General features: G+C 36.7%; 21 protein-coding genes. 16 read left to right on the top strand and 5 right to left on the bottom strand.

Going from position 1 to position 20290, the window contains the following annotated elements:
- Positions 1 to 23 precede the first annotated feature (23 nt).
- The 8 genes from DBO93_RS16330 to DBO93_RS16300 all read left to right on the top strand — a co-directional run bounded on the left by DBO93_RS16330 (position 24) and on the right by DBO93_RS16300 (position 9094).
- Complete coding sequence (locus DBO93_RS16330; protein WP_108457290.1) at positions 24 to 311, top strand: hypothetical protein; 288 nt, start codon at positions 24 to 26, stop codon at positions 309 to 311.
- Between the two features lie 117 nt (positions 312 to 428).
- Positions 429 to 2999, top strand: coding sequence for an EAL domain-containing protein (locus tag DBO93_RS16325; protein WP_239059025.1), 2571 nt, complete (start codon positions 429 to 431; stop codon positions 2997 to 2999).
- Between the two features lie 212 nt (positions 3000 to 3211).
- A complete protein-coding gene (locus DBO93_RS16320) occupies positions 3212 to 3691 on the top strand; it encodes a winged helix-turn-helix transcriptional regulator (protein ID WP_108457288.1) in 480 nt (159 codons plus the stop codon).
- A gap of 230 nt (positions 3692 to 3921) precedes the next feature.
- Positions 3922 to 5616 carry a M28 family metallopeptidase gene (locus tag DBO93_RS16315; RefSeq protein ID WP_239059024.1) on the top strand — a complete coding sequence of 565 codons (1695 nt, stop codon included), beginning with the start codon at positions 3922 to 3924 and terminating at the stop codon, positions 5614 to 5616.
- A gap of 46 nt (positions 5617 to 5662) precedes the next feature.
- A complete protein-coding gene (locus DBO93_RS16310) occupies positions 5663 to 6502 on the top strand; it encodes an HDOD domain-containing protein (RefSeq protein ID WP_108457287.1) in 840 nt (279 codons plus the stop codon).
- Between the two features lie 177 nt (positions 6503 to 6679).
- Positions 6680 to 8104 (top strand): sodium-dependent transporter, encoded by a 1425-nt coding sequence (locus DBO93_RS16305; RefSeq protein ID WP_108457286.1) that lies wholly within the window; start codon positions 6680 to 6682, stop codon positions 8102 to 8104.
- 97 nt (positions 8105 to 8201) lie between these two features.
- On the top strand, positions 8202 to 8468 hold the full coding sequence (locus DBO93_RS19215; protein ID WP_343215935.1) for a class I SAM-dependent methyltransferase: 267 nt from the start codon (positions 8202 to 8204) through the stop codon (positions 8466 to 8468).
- Positions 8453 to 9094, top strand: a complete 642-nt coding sequence (locus DBO93_RS16300) for a class I SAM-dependent methyltransferase (RefSeq protein ID WP_343215934.1) — start codon at positions 8453 to 8455, stop codon at positions 9092 to 9094. The genes DBO93_RS19215 and DBO93_RS16300 overlap by 16 nt, the downstream gene beginning before the upstream one ends.
- A gap of 100 nt (positions 9095 to 9194) precedes the next feature.
- Here the strand turns inward: DBO93_RS16300 and DBO93_RS16295 are convergent, their stop codons facing one another.
- A complete protein-coding gene (locus DBO93_RS16295) occupies positions 9195 to 9809 on the bottom strand; it encodes a LysE family translocator (RefSeq protein WP_108457285.1) in 615 nt (204 codons plus the stop codon).
- A gap of 38 nt (positions 9810 to 9847) precedes the next feature.
- The gene (locus DBO93_RS16290) at positions 9848 to 10738 is read right to left on the bottom strand and encodes a DNA ligase (RefSeq protein ID WP_108457284.1); all 891 of its coding nucleotides are present in this window, start codon (positions 10736 to 10738) and stop codon (positions 9848 to 9850) included.
- Positions 10739 to 10935: 197 nt separating this feature from the next.
- Here DBO93_RS16290 and DBO93_RS16285 point away from each other — a divergent pair, with 197 nt between their 5' ends.
- Together DBO93_RS16285 and DBO93_RS16280 are read left to right on the top strand one after the other, a co-directional pair.
- Positions 10936 to 11451, top strand: a complete 516-nt coding sequence (locus DBO93_RS16285; RefSeq protein WP_108457283.1) for a hypothetical protein — start codon at positions 10936 to 10938, stop codon at positions 11449 to 11451.
- 178 nt (positions 11452 to 11629) lie between these two features.
- Complete coding sequence (locus DBO93_RS16280) at positions 11630 to 11884, top strand: PGPGW domain-containing protein (RefSeq protein ID WP_108457282.1); 255 nt, start codon at positions 11630 to 11632, stop codon at positions 11882 to 11884.
- 117 nt (positions 11885 to 12001) lie between these two features.
- Here the strand turns inward: DBO93_RS16280 and DBO93_RS16275 are convergent, their stop codons facing one another.
- On the bottom strand, positions 12002 to 12715 hold the full coding sequence (locus DBO93_RS16275; protein ID WP_108457281.1) for a DUF3581 family protein: 714 nt from the start codon (positions 12713 to 12715) through the stop codon (positions 12002 to 12004).
- Positions 12716 to 12846: 131 nt separating this feature from the next.
- A complete protein-coding gene (locus DBO93_RS16270; RefSeq protein WP_108457280.1) occupies positions 12847 to 13119 on the bottom strand; it encodes a GIY-YIG nuclease family protein in 273 nt (90 codons plus the stop codon).
- Between the two features lie 139 nt (positions 13120 to 13258).
- Here DBO93_RS16270 and DBO93_RS16265 point away from each other — a divergent pair, with 139 nt between their 5' ends.
- From DBO93_RS16265 to DBO93_RS16245, 5 genes are all read left to right on the top strand, one after another.
- On the top strand, positions 13259 to 14092 hold the full coding sequence (locus DBO93_RS16265; protein WP_108457279.1) for a DUF2797 domain-containing protein: 834 nt from the start codon (positions 13259 to 13261) through the stop codon (positions 14090 to 14092).
- Between the two features lie 100 nt (positions 14093 to 14192).
- Entirely contained in the window at positions 14193 to 15041 is an 849-nt protein-coding gene (locus DBO93_RS16260) for an HDOD domain-containing protein (RefSeq protein WP_239059023.1), read from the top strand.
- Positions 15042 to 15492: 451 nt separating this feature from the next.
- Positions 15493 to 15831: a P-II family nitrogen regulator gene (locus tag DBO93_RS16255; RefSeq protein WP_108457277.1), complete on the top strand. Its 339-nt coding sequence runs from the start codon at positions 15493 to 15495 to the stop codon at positions 15829 to 15831.
- A 9-nt stretch (positions 15832 to 15840) separates the two neighbouring features.
- Entirely contained in the window at positions 15841 to 17106 is a 1266-nt protein-coding gene (locus tag DBO93_RS16250) for an ammonium transporter (protein ID WP_108457276.1), read from the top strand.
- A gap of 197 nt (positions 17107 to 17303) precedes the next feature.
- On the top strand, positions 17304 to 18227 hold the full coding sequence (locus DBO93_RS16245) for a Dyp-type peroxidase (RefSeq protein WP_108457275.1): 924 nt from the start codon (positions 17304 to 17306) through the stop codon (positions 18225 to 18227).
- Positions 18228 to 18455: 228 nt separating this feature from the next.
- On the opposite strand, the gene argR is transcribed toward DBO93_RS16245, so the two are convergent.
- Positions 18456 to 18929 carry a transcriptional regulator ArgR gene (gene argR, locus DBO93_RS16240; RefSeq protein WP_108457274.1) on the bottom strand — a complete coding sequence of 158 codons (474 nt, stop codon included), beginning with the start codon at positions 18927 to 18929 and terminating at the stop codon, positions 18456 to 18458.
- Between the two features lie 267 nt (positions 18930 to 19196).
- On the opposite strand from argR, the gene mdh reads away from it, so the two are divergent.
- The gene (gene mdh / locus DBO93_RS16235) at positions 19197 to 20132 is read left to right on the top strand and encodes a malate dehydrogenase (RefSeq protein ID WP_108457273.1); all 936 of its coding nucleotides are present in this window, start codon (positions 19197 to 19199) and stop codon (positions 20130 to 20132) included.
- Positions 20133 to 20290: the final 158 nt, after the last annotated feature.

The following is a 20290-nucleotide window of genomic DNA, read 5'->3' as shown; positions in this document are numbered from 1 at the left end:
TATATAAAATTAAGAGTAGTCGTATGATAAAAAATTTGGTTGTGATGGTTTCTTCTGTCGTGTTTTTTTCGGCATGTAGTTCTAGTAATAATGTTTGTGAAGATCTCACATTAGCGTCAGAGCAGGTTCAGCAGTGCCAGTCATTACATAAACAAATCATTAATGCGAAAAATAAACCTATAATTCGTACAGAGTTGGAGCGCAGATATCAACAAGATTGTATCGATATCCGTTATTATCGTGATGACAAGCAAGACGGTGTTTGTGGAAACAAACAAGAGGTCGAAGAGTCACTAAAACTTAATAAATAAAACAATGGCTTAAGTGGATTTATTGCCTGATATTTGTTACTTTGCCTACCTTTGAAGCGCTAGGGTCATTTACATGATCCATTTTATAACGTTTACCCGTTCAGTATGGTGAAAAAGTTGACTGATTCATTACACCCAATTGATCCATTAACTAATTCAAACGCAGATTTAGCGGTAGAATCGATCGCCTTACTAAATAAATATCAAAAACTTCAAGATCGCTACAAAGCGCTCTTAAAACTTAACCAACTTTCTATTGATTGTGCTGACCTAAACGCGCTATTTGAACAAGTTCATCATTCTATTGCCTCGGTGATGAGAGCAAATAATTTTTATATCGTGCTTTATGATCAAACATTATCAACGTTAGAGTTAGTTTATCATGTAGATGAAAAAGACAATTTAGCGTTAGGTGTTTACCCTATTAAATTTTTTGAAGGTTCAATGACAAACTATGTTATTGAAAGTCGAAAAGGTTTACTAGCGACACCAGAAGTTGTTATTCAATTAGAGCAAGAGCAAAAAATAAAATCTGTTGGTGAAGATAGTATTGACTGGCTTGGTGTTCCTTTAATGCACGATGGTTTTGTTATTGGCGTAATGGCGGTGCAAAGTTATTCTGCTGATATGCGTTATCAAGAATCTGATCGAGACTTATTAGAGTTTACCGCTCAACATATAGTAACAGCTTTAACACGTTTACAAGATAGAGGCCGTTTGCAAGCGGCTGTTGATGCGCGTACAAAAGAATTGATGCATCAAATTCGAGATCGAGAAAAATCGGAGTTATTGCAAGAGTCATTGTATCGTATCTCAGAGCTAACCAATGATCCTAATATAGATATAGATTCTTTCTACAGTTTAGTTCACAACATTGTAGGACAGCTGATCAACGCCGAAAATTTTTATATTGCTAAGTATGATGTAAAAAATGACGAGTTGTTCTTTGCTTATTTTCTCGATCAACATTTTGATAATACCGATGATCACTATCAACCCAGAAAACTTTCCAATCGTTTTACAGAAATAGTATTGAAAAGCGCTGAAACCGTATTACTCGATCAGGAAGCTATGCTGGCGCTGCATCATCAAGGTAAAACGATTAAGCCAGATTTAGACGTTGTTTCTTGGCTTGGGGTGCCACTCATTCATTCTGGCGAAATGCTTGGCGCTATGGTATTACAAAGCTATCAAAAAGCAATACGCTTTAACGAACAAGATGCAGAGTTGTTGCGATTTGTATCACGACATGTTGCCTCTGCCATGAATCGCCGTGAAATTTCAGATGATGAAAGAAAGTCACATGAATTGTTAGAGCATCAGGTAAAGCTTCGAACTTCGGCGTTAGAAGAAGAAATAAAGCAACGTAAAGATGCCGAAGAAAAGCTCAAACATGCTGCTTCGCATGATATTTTAACGGGGTTACCCAACCGAGCAGTATTTATAAATCTTTTAAATCGTGCCATTGCGCGTAACAAACGTCATGCAGAATTTAAATTTGCTATTTTGTTCCTTGATTTAGACCGTTTCAAAGTGGTAAACGATAACCTTGGACATCACGCAGGGGATAATTTATTAAAAAAAATATCTATCGCTTTAACTGAAGTAATCCGAGACAACGATACGGTTGCACGTTTAGGTGGTGACGAATTTGTTATTTTGGTAGAAGACATAGATAGTGAAGTAAGCACATACGAAATTGCTAAACGTATAACTGAGTTATTGTCTTTACCATTTACGATTGAAAATCAGACGGTTTTTATCGGCACTAGCATTGGCGTATTATTTAATAATATGCGCTATGAAAATGCAGATACTATGTTAAGAGATGCCGATATCGCGATGTATCACGCCAAAGACAAAGGTAAAGGTCGCTTTGAAGTATTTGACTCAAGTATGCACTCTAAAGTGCAAAATGCGATGTCGTTGGAAACTGATTTACGCGAAGGTATTGATAACGAAGAGTTTACCCCTTATTTTCAACCCATAGTACAAATGAGTGATGGTAAAATAATTGGTTTTGAAGCCCTAGCTCGATGGCAAAGTCCTAAACGAGGTTTTGTATTTCCTAATGATTTTATTCCGTTAGCAGAAGAAACTAACTTAGTGATGGCGATTGATTTTCAAATTCTTGAAAAGTCATGCCGACAACTCATGCTTTGGCAAAAACGCCTCGGGTTAGAACATCTATATGTCAGTTGTAACTTATATTGTAACCATTTTTTTAATGTAAGTTTACCGCAAGATATTCAAAATATTATTAATATAACTGGTGTAGAACCTCATCAAATTCGTGTTGAGCTTACCGAGCGAGCTTTACTCGAAAATAGTAATATTGTTCTTGATAACATGCGAGCTTTAAAGAAGCTGGGCGTGAAAATACTACTTGATGATTTTGGCACTGGATATTCGAGTTTAAGTTATTTACATCGTTTTCCAATTGATGTGTTAAAGATTGACCGTTCTTTTATTCATAATGTCCACGAAAGGGGTAATCACCAAGCAATAATTAAAACTATTATCGACTTAGCGGCAAACTTAAATATGGCGACAATTGGTGAAGGCATTGAAAATGAAGCTGATGCACAATTATTAAAAGCAATGGGCTGTATTTATGGGCAAGGTTATTATTATTACAAACCATTACCAGGTGAAGAGATAGAAGGCTTTTTGATAAGTAAAAGCTAATACTAAAAATGTAGTGTTTCACCACCGGACTCTTTAAAACCGCTAATATGAAGATATTTGCGGTTTTTTTGAAATCATAAAGTCGCTTATATTAAATTTTTTAAATAGTGTGGCTAATTTTTTATTCAAACGTCATGTTGAGAATATATTGACAGTACTGAAGATTTCGAGATAATTTATTCTGTAATGCTAACCATAAAACTGACTGAACAATGATAAATAGCAAACCGAGAACGCTAGATCGTATTGATTTAACTATTTTAGACATTTTACAAAAAAATGGTCGAATATCAAACAACACGTTAGCACAGCACGTTAATTTAAGCGCTAGCCCGTGCCTAGAACGTGTAAAACGCCTTGAACAAGAAGGCTATATTGAGCGTTACGGTGCTTTTTTAAATGCCAGTAAATTAAAGTGCGGTATGACAGCGTTCATTCAAGTAACACTTGATCGTACGACCGCCGATATTTTTAATGAATTTCGTTCACAGGTAGTGCAAATAAAAGAGGTTGCTGAGTGCCACATGGTAGTGGGAGGCTTTGATTACCTACTTAAACTGCGCTTCGAAAATATGGAAGCTTATCGCATATTACTCGGAAGTATTGTCGACTTGCCAGCGGTATCTCAAACGCACACATATGTTGTTATGGAACATGTAAAACGCCACTCTGGCATCCCTATTTTTGATTAACAATAGCTATAATGCAAAGTTATAGTAACACCTAGCGATTTCCAATATGTTTGCATTTGGCACTGTGAGCTAGTTTTTTTACATAACAGTCGATATAGTGTCTGTAGACGTTTTTTAGCTCTTTTTATTACGATATATTTTTTAAAAAAGCTGAAATGTAATTATTAAAATAATAAAGCTAAATAGGTAAAATTTTTTTCAAGCCATTTAGCAGAAGTTAATGAGACTCCATGAATATACTCCCATCAAACATGATCAAAAAATTTAGCCTTATCGCCGTTGCTTTCATAGCATTATCCGCCTGTAATAAGTCACCCACAACGCCGGTGAATACCAGCAGCGAAACGGGAGCTAGCCAAGTTAACGCTGACAACATTAAAGCGCATATTGAATTCCTTGCTGACGACACATTGCAAGGGCGAGACACAGGTAGTAACGGATACCAAATTGCAGCCAACTATGTAAAGTCATACTTTAAACAATTAGGGTTAACGCCTAAAGGGGAGAATATAGGCGGCGATTCCGAAGGCTTTGAACAACAAGTTCGCTTTCGTAAAACCTACCTAGTTGATGGCTCCGCAAGTGCTGTTATTCACGGCTTAAAAGGTGATGTTGAGCTTGAGTATATTAATCAGTTTTTAATGTCGGGTTCTAGTTTACAAAATGAAAGCGCGATTACTGCCCCTACTGTTTTTGTGGGCTATGGCGTTATCACTGAAGAGTTTGGCTATAACGATTATGAAAATATTGATGTTAAAGGCAAAATTGTAGTAGCGTTAACTGGTAGACCTGATGATTTACCTTCTGAAGAGGGAGCTCATATTGGCTCTAGCGCAGAAAAAAGTCGTCATGCAGCTGAACATGGAGCAGTTGGTTTTATTACTATCCATACACCTAAACGTGAACTGGTCAGAAGTTTTGAAAAATCTGCACAATATGCCAACACACCACGCTTAAGTTGGTTGACGAAAGATGATGTTCCATTTGGCAAGCAACCTACATTAATTTCTGGTGCATATATTCAACAAGATGCAGCACAGGCGCTTTTTGAGGGGGCAGAGTTTAACTTAGCCGATATTTATGCTGCAGATTCAAATAATACCGTGATTAAGGGGTTTAACTTACCTTATCAAGTTACGTTGAAGAATAACTCTCGCCATGAACAGATCACTAGCCCTAATATTATCGCAGCTATAGAGGGGAGTGATGCAAAATTAAAAAATGAATATGTTGTGTTTAGTGCGCACTTAGATCACATTGGTATTAGTTCGCATGGCGATAGTGAAGACACCATTAATAATGGTGCACTTGATAACGCATCAGGGGTTGCTATTTTACTTGAAACTGCTCGTTTGTTAGCTGAAATGCCAATAAAACCTAAACGCTCAGTATTGTTTGTCGTAGTTACAGGTGAAGAAAAAGGTCTATTAGGCTCAAGCTACTTTGCAAATAACCCAACGCTTCCGGTAACGCAGCTCGTAGCGAATGTGAATTTGGATATGCCGCTAATTTTGTATCCATTTGCCGATGTTATCGCTTTTGGTTCTACGCATTCAACGCTGGGTAACATTGTGGCAACAGCAGCAAAAAAAGTTGATATTGAGCTAAGTGAAGACCCAATGCCAGAACAAGCACTTTTTACCCGTAGTGACCATTACAGTTTTGTTAAAGCTGGTATTCCATCAGTATTTTTAATGACTGGTTTTAAATCAACAGATGAGAACATAGATGGTGGTGAGGTATTTGGTGACTTTTTGAAAAATCATTATCATCAACATAGTGATGAAATTACATTACCGATAAATTATCAAGCAGCGGCAAATTTTGCGCTAGTTAATATGATGATAGGCTTAGAAATAGCTAACCAAACTGCCCGTCCGCAGTGGCATGTAGGTGATTTTTTTGGTTTAACATTTGCGCAATAATATTTATCTAAAAGTTGTGAACATTTACATTAGGAATGATTAATTGATGAATGCCCTTGAATATGCCCAACAAGCAAATGGTTCTTTTGCGCTTCCTGACGCGTGTTTTAAAATAAAAGCGTTAATGGAAGACGACGACTCAACTATCGAAGATTTCGCTAACGTAATCAGTGTTGATCCCTCAATGACATCGCGCTTGTTGCAAATTGCTAATAGTGCAATTTATAGTTTTCCAGGTGAAATAAGCACTATTTCACGTGCGATTACCATTATTGGTACACAAGCTATTTACAACATGATGCTAGTCGATGTTGCTGCAACAGCGTTTAAACACTTTTCAAATGACTCAATTGATTTAAAACGTTTTTGGCATATGAGCGTTTTTTGTGGCTTAGCGACTAAAAATTTAGCAATAACCGCCGGTATTCGAGATATAGAACGATTATTTGTTGCGGGTTTATTGCAAAACTTTGGCGAGTTAATTGTGGCAAAAATATCACCAGAGCTTGCTAAGCAATGTGAAGCTTACCATGCCGATTTGTTGCCTTGGCAATTACAGCAGCAGGTGTTAGGTTTTACTTATACCGAAGTTTCTGCCGAGTTATTAAAAATATGGCAAATACCAGAAAAAATAATTTTGCCAATTCGCCATTACAATAACGCTCATAATATTCAAATCAATAAAGATGTTCAGGTACTATATTTAGCATCAAGACTAGCATTAGTTGAGTGCCATCCTGAGGACTTTAGTTACGATGACAGTATTGATGCTGCGATATGTAATACTCTAAAAGTATCAACAGATGATCTAGAAGCAGCCGCTAATTTTGCGGCCATAGAAACGGAAAACATTCTCAATATAATGAATGCTAACTTTTACGGTTAATCAACAATAGCAGGTGCAACAAATATGATACACCTGCAAACTATTGACGCATTTCAAATACAAGACTTTGGGGAAAAAGCTTGTTAGCATCAGTCAGTTATCCATCTAAATAAAAAACGGGCGCTGTGAATAAAAATTATAATTATTAGCCCTAAAAAAATACAATGAAGGACATTTATGAGTACAGAAAGAGAGCATTTCAGTTCCCGCTTAGGGTTCATTTTAGCAGCTGCTGGTTCAGCTGTTGGTATCGGGAATTTGGTTGGTTTTCCGGTGAATGCAGCTAAAAATGGAGGTGGTGCATTTTTATTAATGTATGCTCTTTTTGTGTTTTTTATCTGTTTACCCGTAATGGTTGCGGAAATGGCCGTTGGTCGCAAAACAGCAAAAGAACCTGTTGGAGCTTATAAAGCCTTAAGTGGTGGAAGTAGGGCTTGGGGCGCTGCCGGTTTTCTTGGTGTATTAACTCCTTTTATGATCGCTGTTTTTTATATGGTTTTAACCGTTTGGATTTTTGGTTATATCGTATTAACCTTAAGCGGAAATTTAGACTATTTAGCGAGTAACAAAGGTTTTGGAGAGTTTGTAAATAGTCCTTATATTTTCGCTGGTATGATTGTGGTTGCAGGTATAGTTAATTTTATACTCGTCGCTGGCGTTAAAGACGGTATTGAGCGCGCATCAAAGATATTGATGCCGACTTTATTTATTATGTTACTGGTGATGGTGATATATGTTCTAACTCTAGATAATGCACTTTTAGGTGTTAAGTTCTTTTTAATTCCAGATGTATCTAAAATTACCCCTGCGGTGATTAATGGCGCCTTATCACAAGCATTTTTCTCATTATCCTTAGGCATGGGCATATTGATCACTTATGGTTCTTATATTGACCGTAAAACTGATATTGTCGGCTCTGCAAAATTGGTAGCGTTAACGGATACCGCCGTAGCTTTCACTGCTGGCTTAATGATTTTACCTGCTGTGTTTTCATTTAATCCTAACGTAAATCCTGCGGAGTTAAGCGATAGCTCAGTATCGTTAATCTTTACATTCTTACCGAAAATATTTTTAGCGCTACAAGCATCAATTGGTTATATCGGTGCAAGTGCTGTCGCGGCTTTCTTCTTTATATTGGTATTTTTTGCAGCGATAACCTCACTAGTCTCTATTTTAGAAGTGCCAGTATCTTATTTAGTTACGGAGAAAAAACACAGTCGTAAGAAGGCGTTATCTATTTTATTGATGACTGCAGGTGTATTGACTGTGTTCGCTACTTTGTCTTTCGGAATGGTTTCATACTTTACAGAATTTACCTCCTATGCGGGCGGTACACGCTCATTCTTTGATGTGATTTATGATGTTTTCTACGATACTATTTTACCGCTTAATGGCTTTCTATTGTGTGTTTTTGTCAGCTATCGTTGGAAGAGATTACAATTATCAGAAGAGTTGTCGATAGGTAACGCAAACTATAAAGGCTCATGGGTAGAAAAGTATATTAACTTCTCGCTCGGCACATTTATCCCGGTTATTGTCTTTAGTATTTTTCTAAATACGGTACTGCAAAAGTTCTTTGGCTATAGTATTTTTGGTTTTTAACTGATGTAACTGTGTAATTTATTTTAATGGGTATGATACCTAAGGCCGGATAATTTGTTATTATCCGGCCTTATTTTTTTAGCGAGCACTTCTTATAATGATTGAATTTATCCAGCCATGTGACTTTAGTGAAAGCCAGCGACTATTTCATGGTCGTGGTCATGCATTTCCTGAGCTTTCACATGTCAATATTGATTGGTTTGAGCCGGTGATTCTGATCAGTTTATATCAAGAGGTTGAAGCAGAGTGGTTAGCTGAACAGGTTGCTCAGTTACGCATGTTGACCGATAAGTGCCAATCTATTCAAGTGCAATATCGCTGCCGTAAATTTGCCCCGTGCGAGTTAGTTTGGGGCAAGATATAACCAATTTAACGGCATTAGAACATGGCTTGAAATACCATATTAGTCTAGGGAAAGCACAAAATTCAGGCTTGTTTTTGGATATGCGTAACGGTCGTGAGTGGGTTAAACAGCATAGCGAGAATAAACGCGTGTTAAACTTATTTTCATACACCTGTGCATTCTCGGTTGCAGCTTTAGCGGGTAATGCGTCAAAAGTTGTCAATATCGATATGAGTAAAAGCTCATTAACCAAAGGACGAGAAAATCACCGACTGAACCATCAAGATCTCAACAAAGTCATATTTGAAGGTGTTGATATTTTTAAGTCATACGGTCGCTTGAAAAAGCATGGACCATACCAACTACTTATTTCAGATCCGCCATCATTTCAAAAAGGCAGTGTTGATATTGAACGAGATTATAAGAAAATTATCCGCCGCTTACCTGATTTAATGTCAGATAATGGTGATGTCTTACTGTGTTTAAACTCGCCCGACCTTAATATTGAATTTTTATTAGCAGAAGTTGCAAGAGAGTGCCCTGACTGCGAGTTTCAATATCAATTTAATGCACCCGCAGTTTTTAAAGAGGCGCATGAAGGTAAAGGTTTAAAGTGTTTATATTTCATTTATAAACCCCAGGTTTAAATACTTAAATACTTAAATACTTAAATACTTAAATACTTAAATACTTATATGCTTGAATAAATAGGTTATTCAAGCATATATCATTGGAATAATATTTTTACTAATTAAGTACCACGCGCGCCGCTAATAAAATTAAAAAGCTGCCGGTAATTTTATCCACAATATGACTATTAGCTTTTAGTTTTTCTAAAATCGGCCCACGAGACAGAGTAAAAGCAATAATGACATACCAAAGCATATCTATAATGCCAACGGTTGCAGTCATCACACCTTTTTGTTGCCAACTTGCATCAGGCTCAACAAATTGGCTAAATAAGGCCAAAAAGAAAATTGCCAGTTTAGGGTTTAAAAAAGCAATTAAAAAACCATCTCTCCAACCATTGATTGTTGGATCAAAATCACCATTTTGTTGAGAAAGATTTATATTTTGCTGTTTGCTCATCAAGGCTTTAATGCCTAAATATAAAAGAAAAGCAGCTCCAGCATATTTTATTGTTGCGAATATCATTGGTGATTGCACTATCAATAACCCAATACCTGTGGCGGTTATAGCAGCATAAAGCGCAACCCCTAAGCCATGACTAATCGCTGTTGCATAACCTTGGTTAACACCACCGTTTAATGTGTTTTTAATGACTAAAGCAAGGCTAGGACCAGGTGATAAAGCACCAAGAATGCAAATAACCACCAATGATAACCATAAATGAAATTCCATACGTTAAATGCCTTAAAATGATTACTTAATTGAACTAACTAATGTGTATTTCTAATTCGCAGAAAACTGGCAAATCTTGGCACACCTCGTTGTGTTTTACCAATGTATTTATAGGTTATTACACTGCCAATTTTTGGCGGGTGCTCACGTTGCAAGTCAGTAAATCCGCTGCCTATTTTAAATATGATCCCTTCAGGTGTTTTGACTTTAATTGCACCGAGTAATCCGTTATATTTTCCCTTACCAGGCAGATGTGCTATTACCACGGCTTCAGCATCTTGATACTTTTTCAGTTTTAATAAATTTTTACTGCGACCCATGTTATATTTTGCGGTTGCAAGGTGCAGCATTAAACCTTCGCCTTTGTCCTCAACAACCTCTGTTAACCAAGCCAACAAATCAGAATTGGAAACTACTTTTTTTTGCTCAATCATAGCTAAATGCGGTGAATTACTGTTTTTTACCACTTGCTTCATAAGTGATATACGATGATTAAAGTCACCCGGTTGATGGGGTAAATCGAATAGCATAAGCTTTAGCTTCTTCCAACATGAGCCGTTTGATTTTTTTCGTCGAACACAGGCGCTGATTTGTTCAAATTGTCCTCTGTCACTCCACAGTTCGCCACCCATTGCCATTTTAGGCCAATGTTCAATAAACCATGTGGGTGGATTTAAATTATTTCCTTTGCGGGTTAATAATTTATCTCCAGTCCAGTAGCCACGAACACCATCTAGCTTTTCGCTAACCCAGTAATCATTAATAACCACATCTTCATAATACTTAGTAGCGTGCTGTAGCTGAGGTTTAGCCTGACTTTTTTTATCGATTATCATTTCCTGAGCTTGCACATCAGATAATTGAACGATGAAAATAGAGATCAGAAACAAAGTGGAGAAAAATTTATGGTAGCTAATTGAATGAAACATCCTTGTCCCTTAATCTAAAGTAACTTTAAAGTATTTAGCGCTTTTGTTGGCTAGATTCGAATACAGTATAGAAGTATTTTTTTGATTTGGTTTATCACTTGATGAATTAGCTAACTATAGGCGTTATCGATTAAGTCGACTTTTTCTCAATCTTGACTACACTCTGGCTTACTATGGAATTCAATGGATGAAAGCCAATGCAAAAAATAATTATTTTTAGTCTACTGACGATGAGTTTATTATTTTCAATGACCGTAACAGCAGGTAAAAAGCACTGTAAAGGGTATCGAAGTAAACTCGACAATGTGCAAACGCAACAACGTCAATCTAACTCAAACAAGCGTAGTCAAAGCTTAGCAGTTAAAGAGTCTAAAGCTCGAAATATATGGTGGCAATGTGAAACGGGTAAACTCAAACCTAAAACAAAGAAAAAAAAGCAGAAAAAAGTTGCGAAACAACGCAGAAAAAAGACACTTAAATCTACTACGGTAAGGGCAGAGCAAAAGCCGTATAAGGCGATTAAACCTTTAATACCTTTTGCCAGTGATCACCCTGTTGTAGTGCGCTCTAAATACCAAGTTGAAAAATTACAGGCTTGGTTATCATTTTATAAACCCGCGAAAATGTGTGCTCGGCCAAAATCAACTCAACAGTTTGCCGCCTGTGTTGAAGACAAGCGCCGTCAGCAAATTGAATTTGATAATTATTATTAAAACTTTGTTGTTATTTTCACTATTAAATTGTTTTTTAAACCACAGTATTCTGCTGGATTTTTAAAGATTATTCTTACTTACTTGATAAGTATGAATAATATTTTTTGGAACAACCTTTGCTGTTACTTACTATTACTTGCCATTAATGATGTAAGAAAAAACAACTTAAAGGTCTATTATGACAAATAACATATCAGAAAAGATAAAACGCTTAGCACTAACTTTGCTAGGCTTTGTGTGTTTGTTGTTAGGAGCAATATTCATATTACTACCTGGTCCTGCGGTATTCTTTATTCCGCTGGGCCTAGCTTTGTTAAGTTTAGAGTTTGATTGGGCTAAAATTTGGCTCAAAAAAAGCCAACGTTATTTTCGTCGGGCGGCTATTAAAGCCGACCAAGCCCTGCATTGGTTGAATAGGAAACTACGCAGTTAAGCAAGCGTGACAACTAAACATAATTAAGTACTAGATAAGTCATTAGCTTAAATCGTAATGACTTATCTTTAACTTAATCAAGCCGTTTAAATCTGGTGGGTATTCCGAGGTTTGTGATTATCTCTGTGTTAAATATTGTGCTTTTGTATCATTGTATTGAGTAACAATATTATCAATAGTTTCTTGGCAATAATCTCTTAAACCACTTAATAGCATGAATTTCTTGCCGTTCCCGATCACTTGACCTTTTGAAACTAAATCAAATGATAAGCAGGCATTTCCGCGTTTACCATCAATATCGAGTGTGGTTGACGATAACTTTAATGTCACTTCTTCAAAATCTAGATTATCGAGATGAATTGACATACTTTCGTACATGATCATAGGGCGAGTAGGGTTGATCATAACCTGGCATTCTTTCATTAATTCGACAAGAATATGAGGAAAGGTGTGTCCTGAAAACTCAACATAAGCTCGAGTTAACGCCGTGATGGTTTTGCTACTCTTTGTGTAGTCACCCGATACAGACATATTCAGATATTCTTTTTGATTATCGTCAACAATACTCGCTGCAGTGGTTATTTTTGTTGGAATCGTTAACTTAGTAGCATCGGTAACCATACCTGAGAACTTAAAGCTCATTTCTTGGTGTAAACCAGCACGCTCTAAAATTAATGAAAACAGCAAGTCACCAGGCACACAGAAACGTTTTGCTTGTATATCATGAAGCGGATTAAAATCGTCAGCAATTTGCTTTGCAAAATCGCTCGCCTGTTGACGTGTGAAACTAATTTTATCATCCGTAATTTGGCAATAATTTTCTAAAAACATGGCTATTTACTATCACTTTAAGGTGTTGAAATCGGCGCTATTCTATCAGTATGATGGATTAAGATCGAAGTTTATTCATCTTTAACAGACAAAGCAGACCAGTAATTGTAGGGCCTTTAGAGGTTTGTTGGTTATTTATGTGAGTCACTGGAATGAGAATATTGAGACACAAGTTGCTCTTTATTTTGCTTACTCAACTGCTTAAGCTGATATTCACGACGACTTGCTTCCTGACGATTTAATTGCGGCTCAGCATAGACTAATGTGACTGGTCGACGGACACGAGTATACTTTGCTGCTTTTTTGTTGCACTCGTTGTGCTCATACAAACGTCGTTCAAGTGACGTAGTAATGCCGGCATAAAGGCTGTTGTCAGCACAGCGAAGAAAATAAACATACCACATAAATTAAGTGTCTGATCGGTGAACTATTCATGCATTTTCGCAACTTTTGTCTAGATATTCGAGGTATTATTGAATTAATGCTAGCTGCTAGAAGTCGATTTTTATATTATTACACCCTAAAAAAATAATAGGTTGAGATATGTTGCAAATAGAAGCGGGTGCTCTGCGCAAAATGCGAGCGGATTTAGACGCAGACGGTACGGTAAATTATTGTATGGTTTTAGGCGAACAAGAAGTCGAATTAAATCCACTTATTTCCAAGCACCTGACGCTAAATTTTACCGGCCATATAGATTGTCAGCACTGTGGTCGAAAAATTAAAAAGAGTTATTCTCAAGGCTATTGTTACCCTTGTATGCAAAAATTAGCACAATGCGATATGTGTATTATGAAGCCAGAAACTTGTCATTTTGAGCAAGGCACTTGTCGAGATCCGCAATGGGGAGAAAGCAATTGTATGATCCCGCATTATGTTTATTTGGCAAATACTTCAGGTTTAAAAGTCGGTATTACGCGTCATACACAAATACCTACTCGCTGGATTGATCAAGGTGCCACTCAAGCATTGCCTATCTTTAAAGTAAGTACTCGCTTACAGTCTGGTTTAGTAGAAATTGCTTTAGCGGAGTTTATCGCGGATAAAACCAATTGGCGCGCAATGCTCAAAGGTAGTGCTGAAAACATAGATCTAAAAGCAATTGCAGAAGAGCTAAAACCAAAAATAGCAGAAAAATTAGCAAGTGTTAGCCTTAAGTATGGCACTGATGCTGTCATAGCATTAGATGAAGATATTGTAGATTTACATTTTCCTGTAACGCAATATTTAACCAAAATTTCATCTTTTAACTTTGATAAAACAGCTGAGGTTTCAGGTGTTTTACTTGGTATAAAAGGGCAATATTTAATTTTTGACACCGGTGTTATTAATCTCAGGAAGTTTACCTCTTACCATGTAAGCTTGAAGGCAAGTTAATTATTTTATTTGATATTACATAGGCTAAACTAAACTTATTACTTGAGATTGTATTTATAATTGAGTTATTTGTAGCGATGAATGAGATTTTAGGATCATTATGATGAATGAAAACGACTATGCACAACAAGCCAGTGAAATATTTGTACTTTCAGATTCTTTTATCCGTATTAAAGAGCTGATCGATGATGACAATTCTACGATTGACGATATTGCTGACGTAATAATATTGGATCCTGCATTAGCAGGAACCATATTAAAACTCGCTAATAGTTCACTTTTTAGCTACCCAGGTAAAATTGACACCATATCAAAAGCTGTTTTGGTGTTAGGTATTACTGAAGTTTATAATTTGGTTATCGCCTTTTTCACTAGTCGTGCATTTAAAGCGTTAGACGTTGAACAAGACTATTTAGATGATTTTTGGTGTAAAAGTGTAGATTGCGCACTAATAGTAAAGTATCTAGGTGTTAACCTGAGAATTCCAAATGCAGAGCGCTTATTTCTTATTGGTCTTCTACATAATTTGGGTGAACTTGTTGTTCAACAAATAGCCCCTGAGAAAGCCGTAGTTGCGAACAAATTTACCGCTACTGAATTGCCGTGGGATAAACAAAAAAAGACACTTGGTTTTACCTATGCTGATTGCGCTGCAGAGCTTTTAAAACAATGGCAATTGCCTTTTAGTATTATAGAGCCTATTCGTAATCAAGATAATAGCGACTTTACTTACAGTACAGACGAAATTAAATTACTCTATTTATCAAAAAGAATTATGTTGAGTCAATTCGACTGCAGTGCGCACGATGCTGAGTTGTTATTTCCTGATAATGCTATGCAACAGTTACTTATTGACGATGAAATGCTACAAGGAACAATTAATTATTGTGATTTCGAGCGTTTGAGTATTTTATCGATTATTAACCCCAGTGCCGCTACCATTTTTTAGTGGCTAAATTACTGATGGTCATCATGTTTAAAACCTATTCAATATGATGGTCATTGCATTTCACTTTTAGACATTCGTAACGTTAAGCTGATTGATATAGGTTAGTCTGCAACCTAGTTATTTTGGCTAAACTTACCGACATTAGTTTGTTTACAGTACAAGAATAATCACTGTTAATTCATTTTTCTTTTTAAATTTAAGTATCCTATTGATTAAATTTATATCAATACGCAAGTCTTTCTTCGTTAAATTACGTTTCTCTATAAAATACTTTACGCCCCTCCATCATGGTAATAAATGTTGCACCAGTTGCTCTCAAATCAATTTGATTCGCACTATTGTGGTGCGTTTATCTTGGCATGAAAATCACTAACCTTTTGTTTTTAATTGTTATTTTTTTTGGCATAAAGCTTGATAAGGAATAGTTAATAATAATTAAGGGAAATATAACATGAAACTAGTAAGCGCAATTATAAAGCCATTCAAGCTTGATAATGTCAGAGAGGCCATTTCTGAGATAGGCATTGAAGGTTTAACTGTTAGTGAAGTTAAAGGCTTTGGTCGTCAAAAAGGTCATACCGAATTATATCGTGGTGCTGAATACCAGGTAGACTTTTTACCGAAAGTTAAACTTGAAATCGCTGTAAATGATGAGTTTGTACAACGGTTAGTTGATGCGATAGCTGAAGCGGCGCATACCGGTAAAATTGGTGATGGCAAAATATTTGTTTATGACCTTGAGCAAGCTGTACGAATTCGTACTGGTGAACAAGACATAGAAGCGATATAGGAGAAAATCATGGAACAAAATATTTTTCAACTACAGTACGCAATGGACACTTTTTATTTTCTAATTTGTGGTGCCTTAGTCATGTGGATGGCTGCTGGCTTTTCAATGTTAGAAGCCGGTTTAGTTAGAGCTAAAAACACCACAGAAATTTTGACTAAAAACGTCGCACTTTATGCTATTTCTTGCATGATGTATTTATTTGTCGGTTACGACATTATGTACGGTGGCGGCATGTTTTTATCAGGTATAGAAACGGTTGATCCTGCAAAAGTGTTGGCTGATTTCTCTACAAGAGAAGATGGTTTCACTGGCGCGGCAATATATTCAGCTGCATCAGACTTCTTTTTCCAAGTAGTTTTTGTAGCAACAGCGATGTCTATTGTGTCAGGTGCCGTTGCTGAGCGTATGAAGTTATGGGCATTTTTAGCTTTTGCGGTTGTGTTAACGGGTGTAATTTATCCAATGGAAGGTAGCTGGACTTGGGGTGGTAACGCCGTGTTTGGTTTATACACACTTTCAGAGCTTGGATTCTCAGATTTTGCTGGTTCAGGTATTGTACATATGGCCGGTGCAGCAGCAGCCTTAGCTGGTGTTTTACTGTTAGGTGCTCGTAAAGGTAAATACGGTAAAAATGGTCAAATAAACGCTATACCAGGTTCAAACTTACCTATGGCAACTTTAGGTACCTTTATTTTATGGATGGGTTGGTTTGGTTTTAACGGCGGTTCAGTGTTAAAGCTAGGTGATATTGCTAGTTCACACTCAGTGGCTTTGGTTTTCTTAAATACCAATGCCGCAGCTGCAGCTGGTGCTATAGCAGCATTAGTATTTGCTAAATTGTTATTCAAAAAAGCTGATTTAACCATGGCACTCAATGGTGCATTAGCAGGCCTAGTTGTTATTACCGCAGAGCCATCTACACCAACACCTATACAAGCTACACTGTTTGGCGCAATTGCAGGTATTGTTGTCGTGTTATCAATTATCAGCTTAGATAAAATAAAAATTGATGATCCTGTCGGTGCTATTTCAGTACATGGTGTTGTTGGTTTACTAGGTTTATTACTAGTGCCTGTGACAAATAGTGGTTCAAGCTTTAGCGGCCAATTAATTGGTGCGGCAACTATTTTTGTTTGGGTATTCGCTACAAGCTTTGTTGTTTGGTTTATTTTGAAAAAATTAATCGGCATTAGAGTAAGTGAAGATGATGAATATGAAGGTTGTGATAAATCGGATTGTGGTATGGAAGCTTATCCTGAGTTTACGCGTGGCTAAGTCACGCTCAAACTAATCGCTTTAAAACCATTAAGCCTGTGTATTCATTTACACAGGCTTATTTTTTTTACCGATTACTACTTCAACTTAACGCTATAAAATAGTCTAACGTTGAAATATTTTTCAAAGTTTACTGCCATTAGTCATAAACTGTGTAAAATTAGGTATTAATCGATTTTTTTATTAGTGGATATTAGATGGCAAGAGAGCAGTTTGGCGTGTGTGCAGAGCCTAGTCTTCATGGTTATTATTTATTATTTAATGCCTTAGATGATAACTATTTGTTTTTGCGTAAAGCACTATCACGGTTGCCAGCTTTATTTGATAAATATGCTGATCGTTTTTCTGAAGCTAATTTAGCTGGTGTTATTGCTATTGGTACCAACTTTTGGGATGAACTTTATCCGCAAGGGCGACCCAAGCATTTGCGTCAATTTCCAGAAATGGCGATTGAAGATTGCACAGCGCCCTCAAATAATTACGATTTGTATATTGAAATTCGTGGTGATCGTGCAGACGTAAATCACATTGTTGCGACTAAGGTCTGTCAGTTATTAGCTGACAGTGTTGAGTTGGTTGAGCAAGTAAGAGCTTTTCGATTTTTAGATGGCCGTGATTTAACGGGTTTTGTTGATGGCACTGAAAACCCACAAGGTCATCATCGTCGACGTGTGGCCTTGATTAACGATGAACAAGATGCTGAATTCGCTTCAGGCAGCTATTTACATATTCAGCGATACCGTCATAACCTGAACTTATGGAATTCATTAGAAGTGAAAGAGCAAGAAGACGTTTTTTCACGTACTAAAGTTAATAATGAAGAGTATTCAGAAGAAAACAAAGCGCCCACATCTCATATAAAACGCGTGAATTTAAAAGATAGTGAAGGCAAAAGTCTTGAAATATTAAGACAAAGCATGCCTTATGGCGATATGAAGCTGCAAGGGTTGTTTTTTGTTTCTTATTGTCATTCACCTGAGCCATTCGAATTAATGCTAAAAAGTATGATTGGCGGTGATGCACATGGTCACAGTGACCACATGCTTAAATATACTCAAGCCGAAACTGGCGCTGCATTTTTTGTACCTAGCTTAAATATTTTGGCAAAGTTGGGTGAGTAGCGCTGATAAAATTGAGAAAGCGAGCTTAAAATAACCAGGCTGATTTGCTGCATGTAAGCTTAGTGTTGCTGAATTTATATTTTAGTATCTTTTGCTAATTTTAAAGGTAGGTTAGCTTTCAAAGGCTGCAGTATAAAGATACATAACCCTTATTCAGTACTTGATCAGAATCACTAATTTAGTTTGATTTATTAAGCTAAATTAGTGATATAAATTTAGCTAAATCAGTTAAGTTAGATTTTTTAAGAATAAATCTTCAAGTCTCGAAATGGTTTGCTTAATTGCTTTGACATCAGTTGGGGCAATGAAAATGGTGTCATCACCTGCAATCGTACCTAAAACACCATCACTTTTACTTAAGCTGTCCAGTAAGCGAGCGATTAGTTGTGCTGCTCCGGGGCTTGTTCTAATGATTATCATCACATCGTTATGTTCAATATCAAGAACAAGTTGTTTAAGTGGGCTTTTAGCTGTTGGCATTCCTAGCTCTGCAGGCAAGCAGTAAACCATTTCTTGTCGGGCATTACGCGTACGTACCGCACCAAACTTGCTTAACATCCGTGATACTTTAGATTGGCTAATATTTTCAAAGCCTTGAGCCTTTAAAGCATCAGCAATATCGCCTTGTGAACTAAATTGTTCCTGATTTAATAAATCTTTGAAAGCTTGCACTAAAGCTTCTTGTTTGTTTTGTCCGCTCATATAGGTCCATTAAGTGATAAAATTATGGTCGACTATTGTTGGTTGATAATATCTAAATTATACCTAAGTATTATTTCACAATTTTTATTATACGTTATCCTTATAGGTCAATACAGATGAATAACACTAACTCAATTAAGTATTGACGCGCTAGGCGGGAAATATATTTGATAGAATTGGTATAAACATTGTTTTTTTGTTGGTTATAATATATCTTTTGGCCAACAAATTTTTTTACGTAATTACTCAAATTTTCGGAGACATCGAATGAAAGTTGCTGTGCTAGGCGCTGCTGGCGGAATCGGCCAAGCGTTATCTTTACTATTAAAAACTCAATTACCTGCAGGTTCTGAGCTATCTTTATATGACGTTGCACCAGTAGTTCCAGGTGTTGCCGTTGATTTATCACACATCCCAACAGCAGTAAAAGTTGCTGGTTTTGGTGCTGACAACTTAGCCGGTGCTCTTACTGGTGCAGATATTGTAATTATTCCTGCTGGCATGCCTCGCAAACCAGGTATGGACCGTGCAGATTTATTTGCTGTTAATGCTGGTATTATTAAAACCTTAGCTGAAGGTATAGTGGCAAATTGCCCTAAAGCCTTGGTTGGTATTATTACTAACCCTGTAAACGGTACAGTGCCAATTGTTGCTGAAGTTTTCAAAAAAGCAGGTACTTACGACAAAAACCGTGTTTTTGGTGTGACTACACTTGATGTTATTCGCTCTGAAGCTTTCATTGCTGAATTAAAAGGCTTGAACGTAAGCGAAGTTAAAGTTCCGGTAATTGGTGGCCATTCAGGCACAACAATTTTACCACTTCTTTCACAAGTTGAAGGTGTTACTTTTTCTGATGAAGAAGTTGCAGCGTTAACACCACGCATTCAAAATGCGGGTACTGAAGTTGTAAACGCTAAAGCTGGTGGCGGTTCTGCTACACTTTCAATGGGCGCTGCTGCTGCTCGTTTTTGTTTATCTTTAGTGAAAGGTTTACAAGGCGAAGATGTTGTTGATTACGCTTATGTTGAAGTTGAAGGTGGCGATGCGCCATTTTTTGCTCACCCAGTACGTTTAGGTGTAAATGGTATTACTGAAATTTTACCTTACGGCGAGCTAAGTGCTTTTGAAGAAAAAGCTAAAAATGACATGCTTGCTACATTAAACGCAGACATTAAAGAAGGTGTTGATTTTATCAACGGCTAATCTTTTAACGTCATGCTTAAAAACCGCGTTTACGCGGTTTTTTATTGCCTAAATTTTGCTTAAAGCCACTTAAATTTCCTGATCTAAAATGTAGAGTAGAGACTTTTAAGTGACAAAATAGTATTTAGATTAAGTAATAGGTAAAATGCACACAACTT

The organism is Colwellia sp. Arc7-D (assembly GCF_003061515.1).
Lineage (GTDB): Bacteria > Pseudomonadota > Gammaproteobacteria > Enterobacterales > Alteromonadaceae > Cognaticolwellia.
Note: the sequence above shows the minus strand (reverse complement) of the source record. Positions and strands in the feature narration are given on the sequence as shown.

What these genes read in the sequence shown, in the direction of transcription:
- DBO93_RS16330 (WP_108457290.1), top strand. Translation starts at nt 24, where the DNA reads ATGATAAAAAATTTGGTTGTGATGGTTTCTTCTGTCGTGTTTTTTTCG.
- DBO93_RS16320 (WP_108457288.1), top strand. Translation starts at nt 3,212, where the DNA reads ATGATAAATAGCAAACCGAGAACGCTAGATCGTATTGATTTAACTATT.
- DBO93_RS16315 (WP_239059024.1), top strand. Translation starts at nt 3,922, where the DNA reads ATGAATATACTCCCATCAAACATGATCAAAAAATTTAGCCTTATCGCC.
- DBO93_RS16310 (WP_108457287.1), top strand. Translation starts at nt 5,663, where the DNA reads ATGAATGCCCTTGAATATGCCCAACAAGCAAATGGTTCTTTTGCGCTT.
- DBO93_RS16305 (WP_108457286.1), top strand. Translation starts at nt 6,680, where the DNA reads ATGAGTACAGAAAGAGAGCATTTCAGTTCCCGCTTAGGGTTCATTTTA.
- DBO93_RS19215 (WP_343215935.1), top strand. Translation starts at nt 8,202, where the DNA reads ATGATTGAATTTATCCAGCCATGTGACTTTAGTGAAAGCCAGCGACTA.
- DBO93_RS16295 (WP_108457285.1), bottom strand. Translation starts at nt 9,809, where the DNA reads ATGGAATTTCATTTATGGTTATCATTGGTGGTTATTTGCATTCTTGGT.
- DBO93_RS16290 (WP_108457284.1), bottom strand. Translation starts at nt 10,738, where the DNA reads ATGTTTCATTCAATTAGCTACCATAAATTTTTCTCCACTTTGTTTCTG.
- DBO93_RS16285 (WP_108457283.1), top strand. Translation starts at nt 10,936, where the DNA reads ATGCAAAAAATAATTATTTTTAGTCTACTGACGATGAGTTTATTATTT.
- DBO93_RS16280 (WP_108457282.1), top strand. Translation starts at nt 11,630, where the DNA reads ATGACAAATAACATATCAGAAAAGATAAAACGCTTAGCACTAACTTTG.
- DBO93_RS16275 (WP_108457281.1), bottom strand. Translation starts at nt 12,715, where the DNA reads ATGTTTTTAGAAAATTATTGCCAAATTACGGATGATAAAATTAGTTTC.
- DBO93_RS16270 (WP_108457280.1), bottom strand. Translation starts at nt 13,119, where the DNA reads ATGTGGTATGTTTATTTTCTTCGCTGTGCTGACAACAGCCTTTATGCC.
- DBO93_RS16265 (WP_108457279.1), top strand. Translation starts at nt 13,259, where the DNA reads ATGTTGCAAATAGAAGCGGGTGCTCTGCGCAAAATGCGAGCGGATTTA.
- DBO93_RS16260 (WP_239059023.1), top strand. Translation starts at nt 14,193, where the DNA reads ATGATGAATGAAAACGACTATGCACAACAAGCCAGTGAAATATTTGTA.
- DBO93_RS16255 (WP_108457277.1), top strand. Translation starts at nt 15,493, where the DNA reads ATGAAACTAGTAAGCGCAATTATAAAGCCATTCAAGCTTGATAATGTC.
- DBO93_RS16250 (WP_108457276.1), top strand. Translation starts at nt 15,841, where the DNA reads ATGGAACAAAATATTTTTCAACTACAGTACGCAATGGACACTTTTTAT.
- DBO93_RS16245 (WP_108457275.1), top strand. Translation starts at nt 17,304, where the DNA reads ATGGCAAGAGAGCAGTTTGGCGTGTGTGCAGAGCCTAGTCTTCATGGT.
- argR (WP_108457274.1), bottom strand. Translation starts at nt 18,929, where the DNA reads ATGAGCGGACAAAACAAACAAGAAGCTTTAGTGCAAGCTTTCAAAGAT.
- mdh (WP_108457273.1), top strand. Translation starts at nt 19,197, where the DNA reads ATGAAAGTTGCTGTGCTAGGCGCTGCTGGCGGAATCGGCCAAGCGTTA.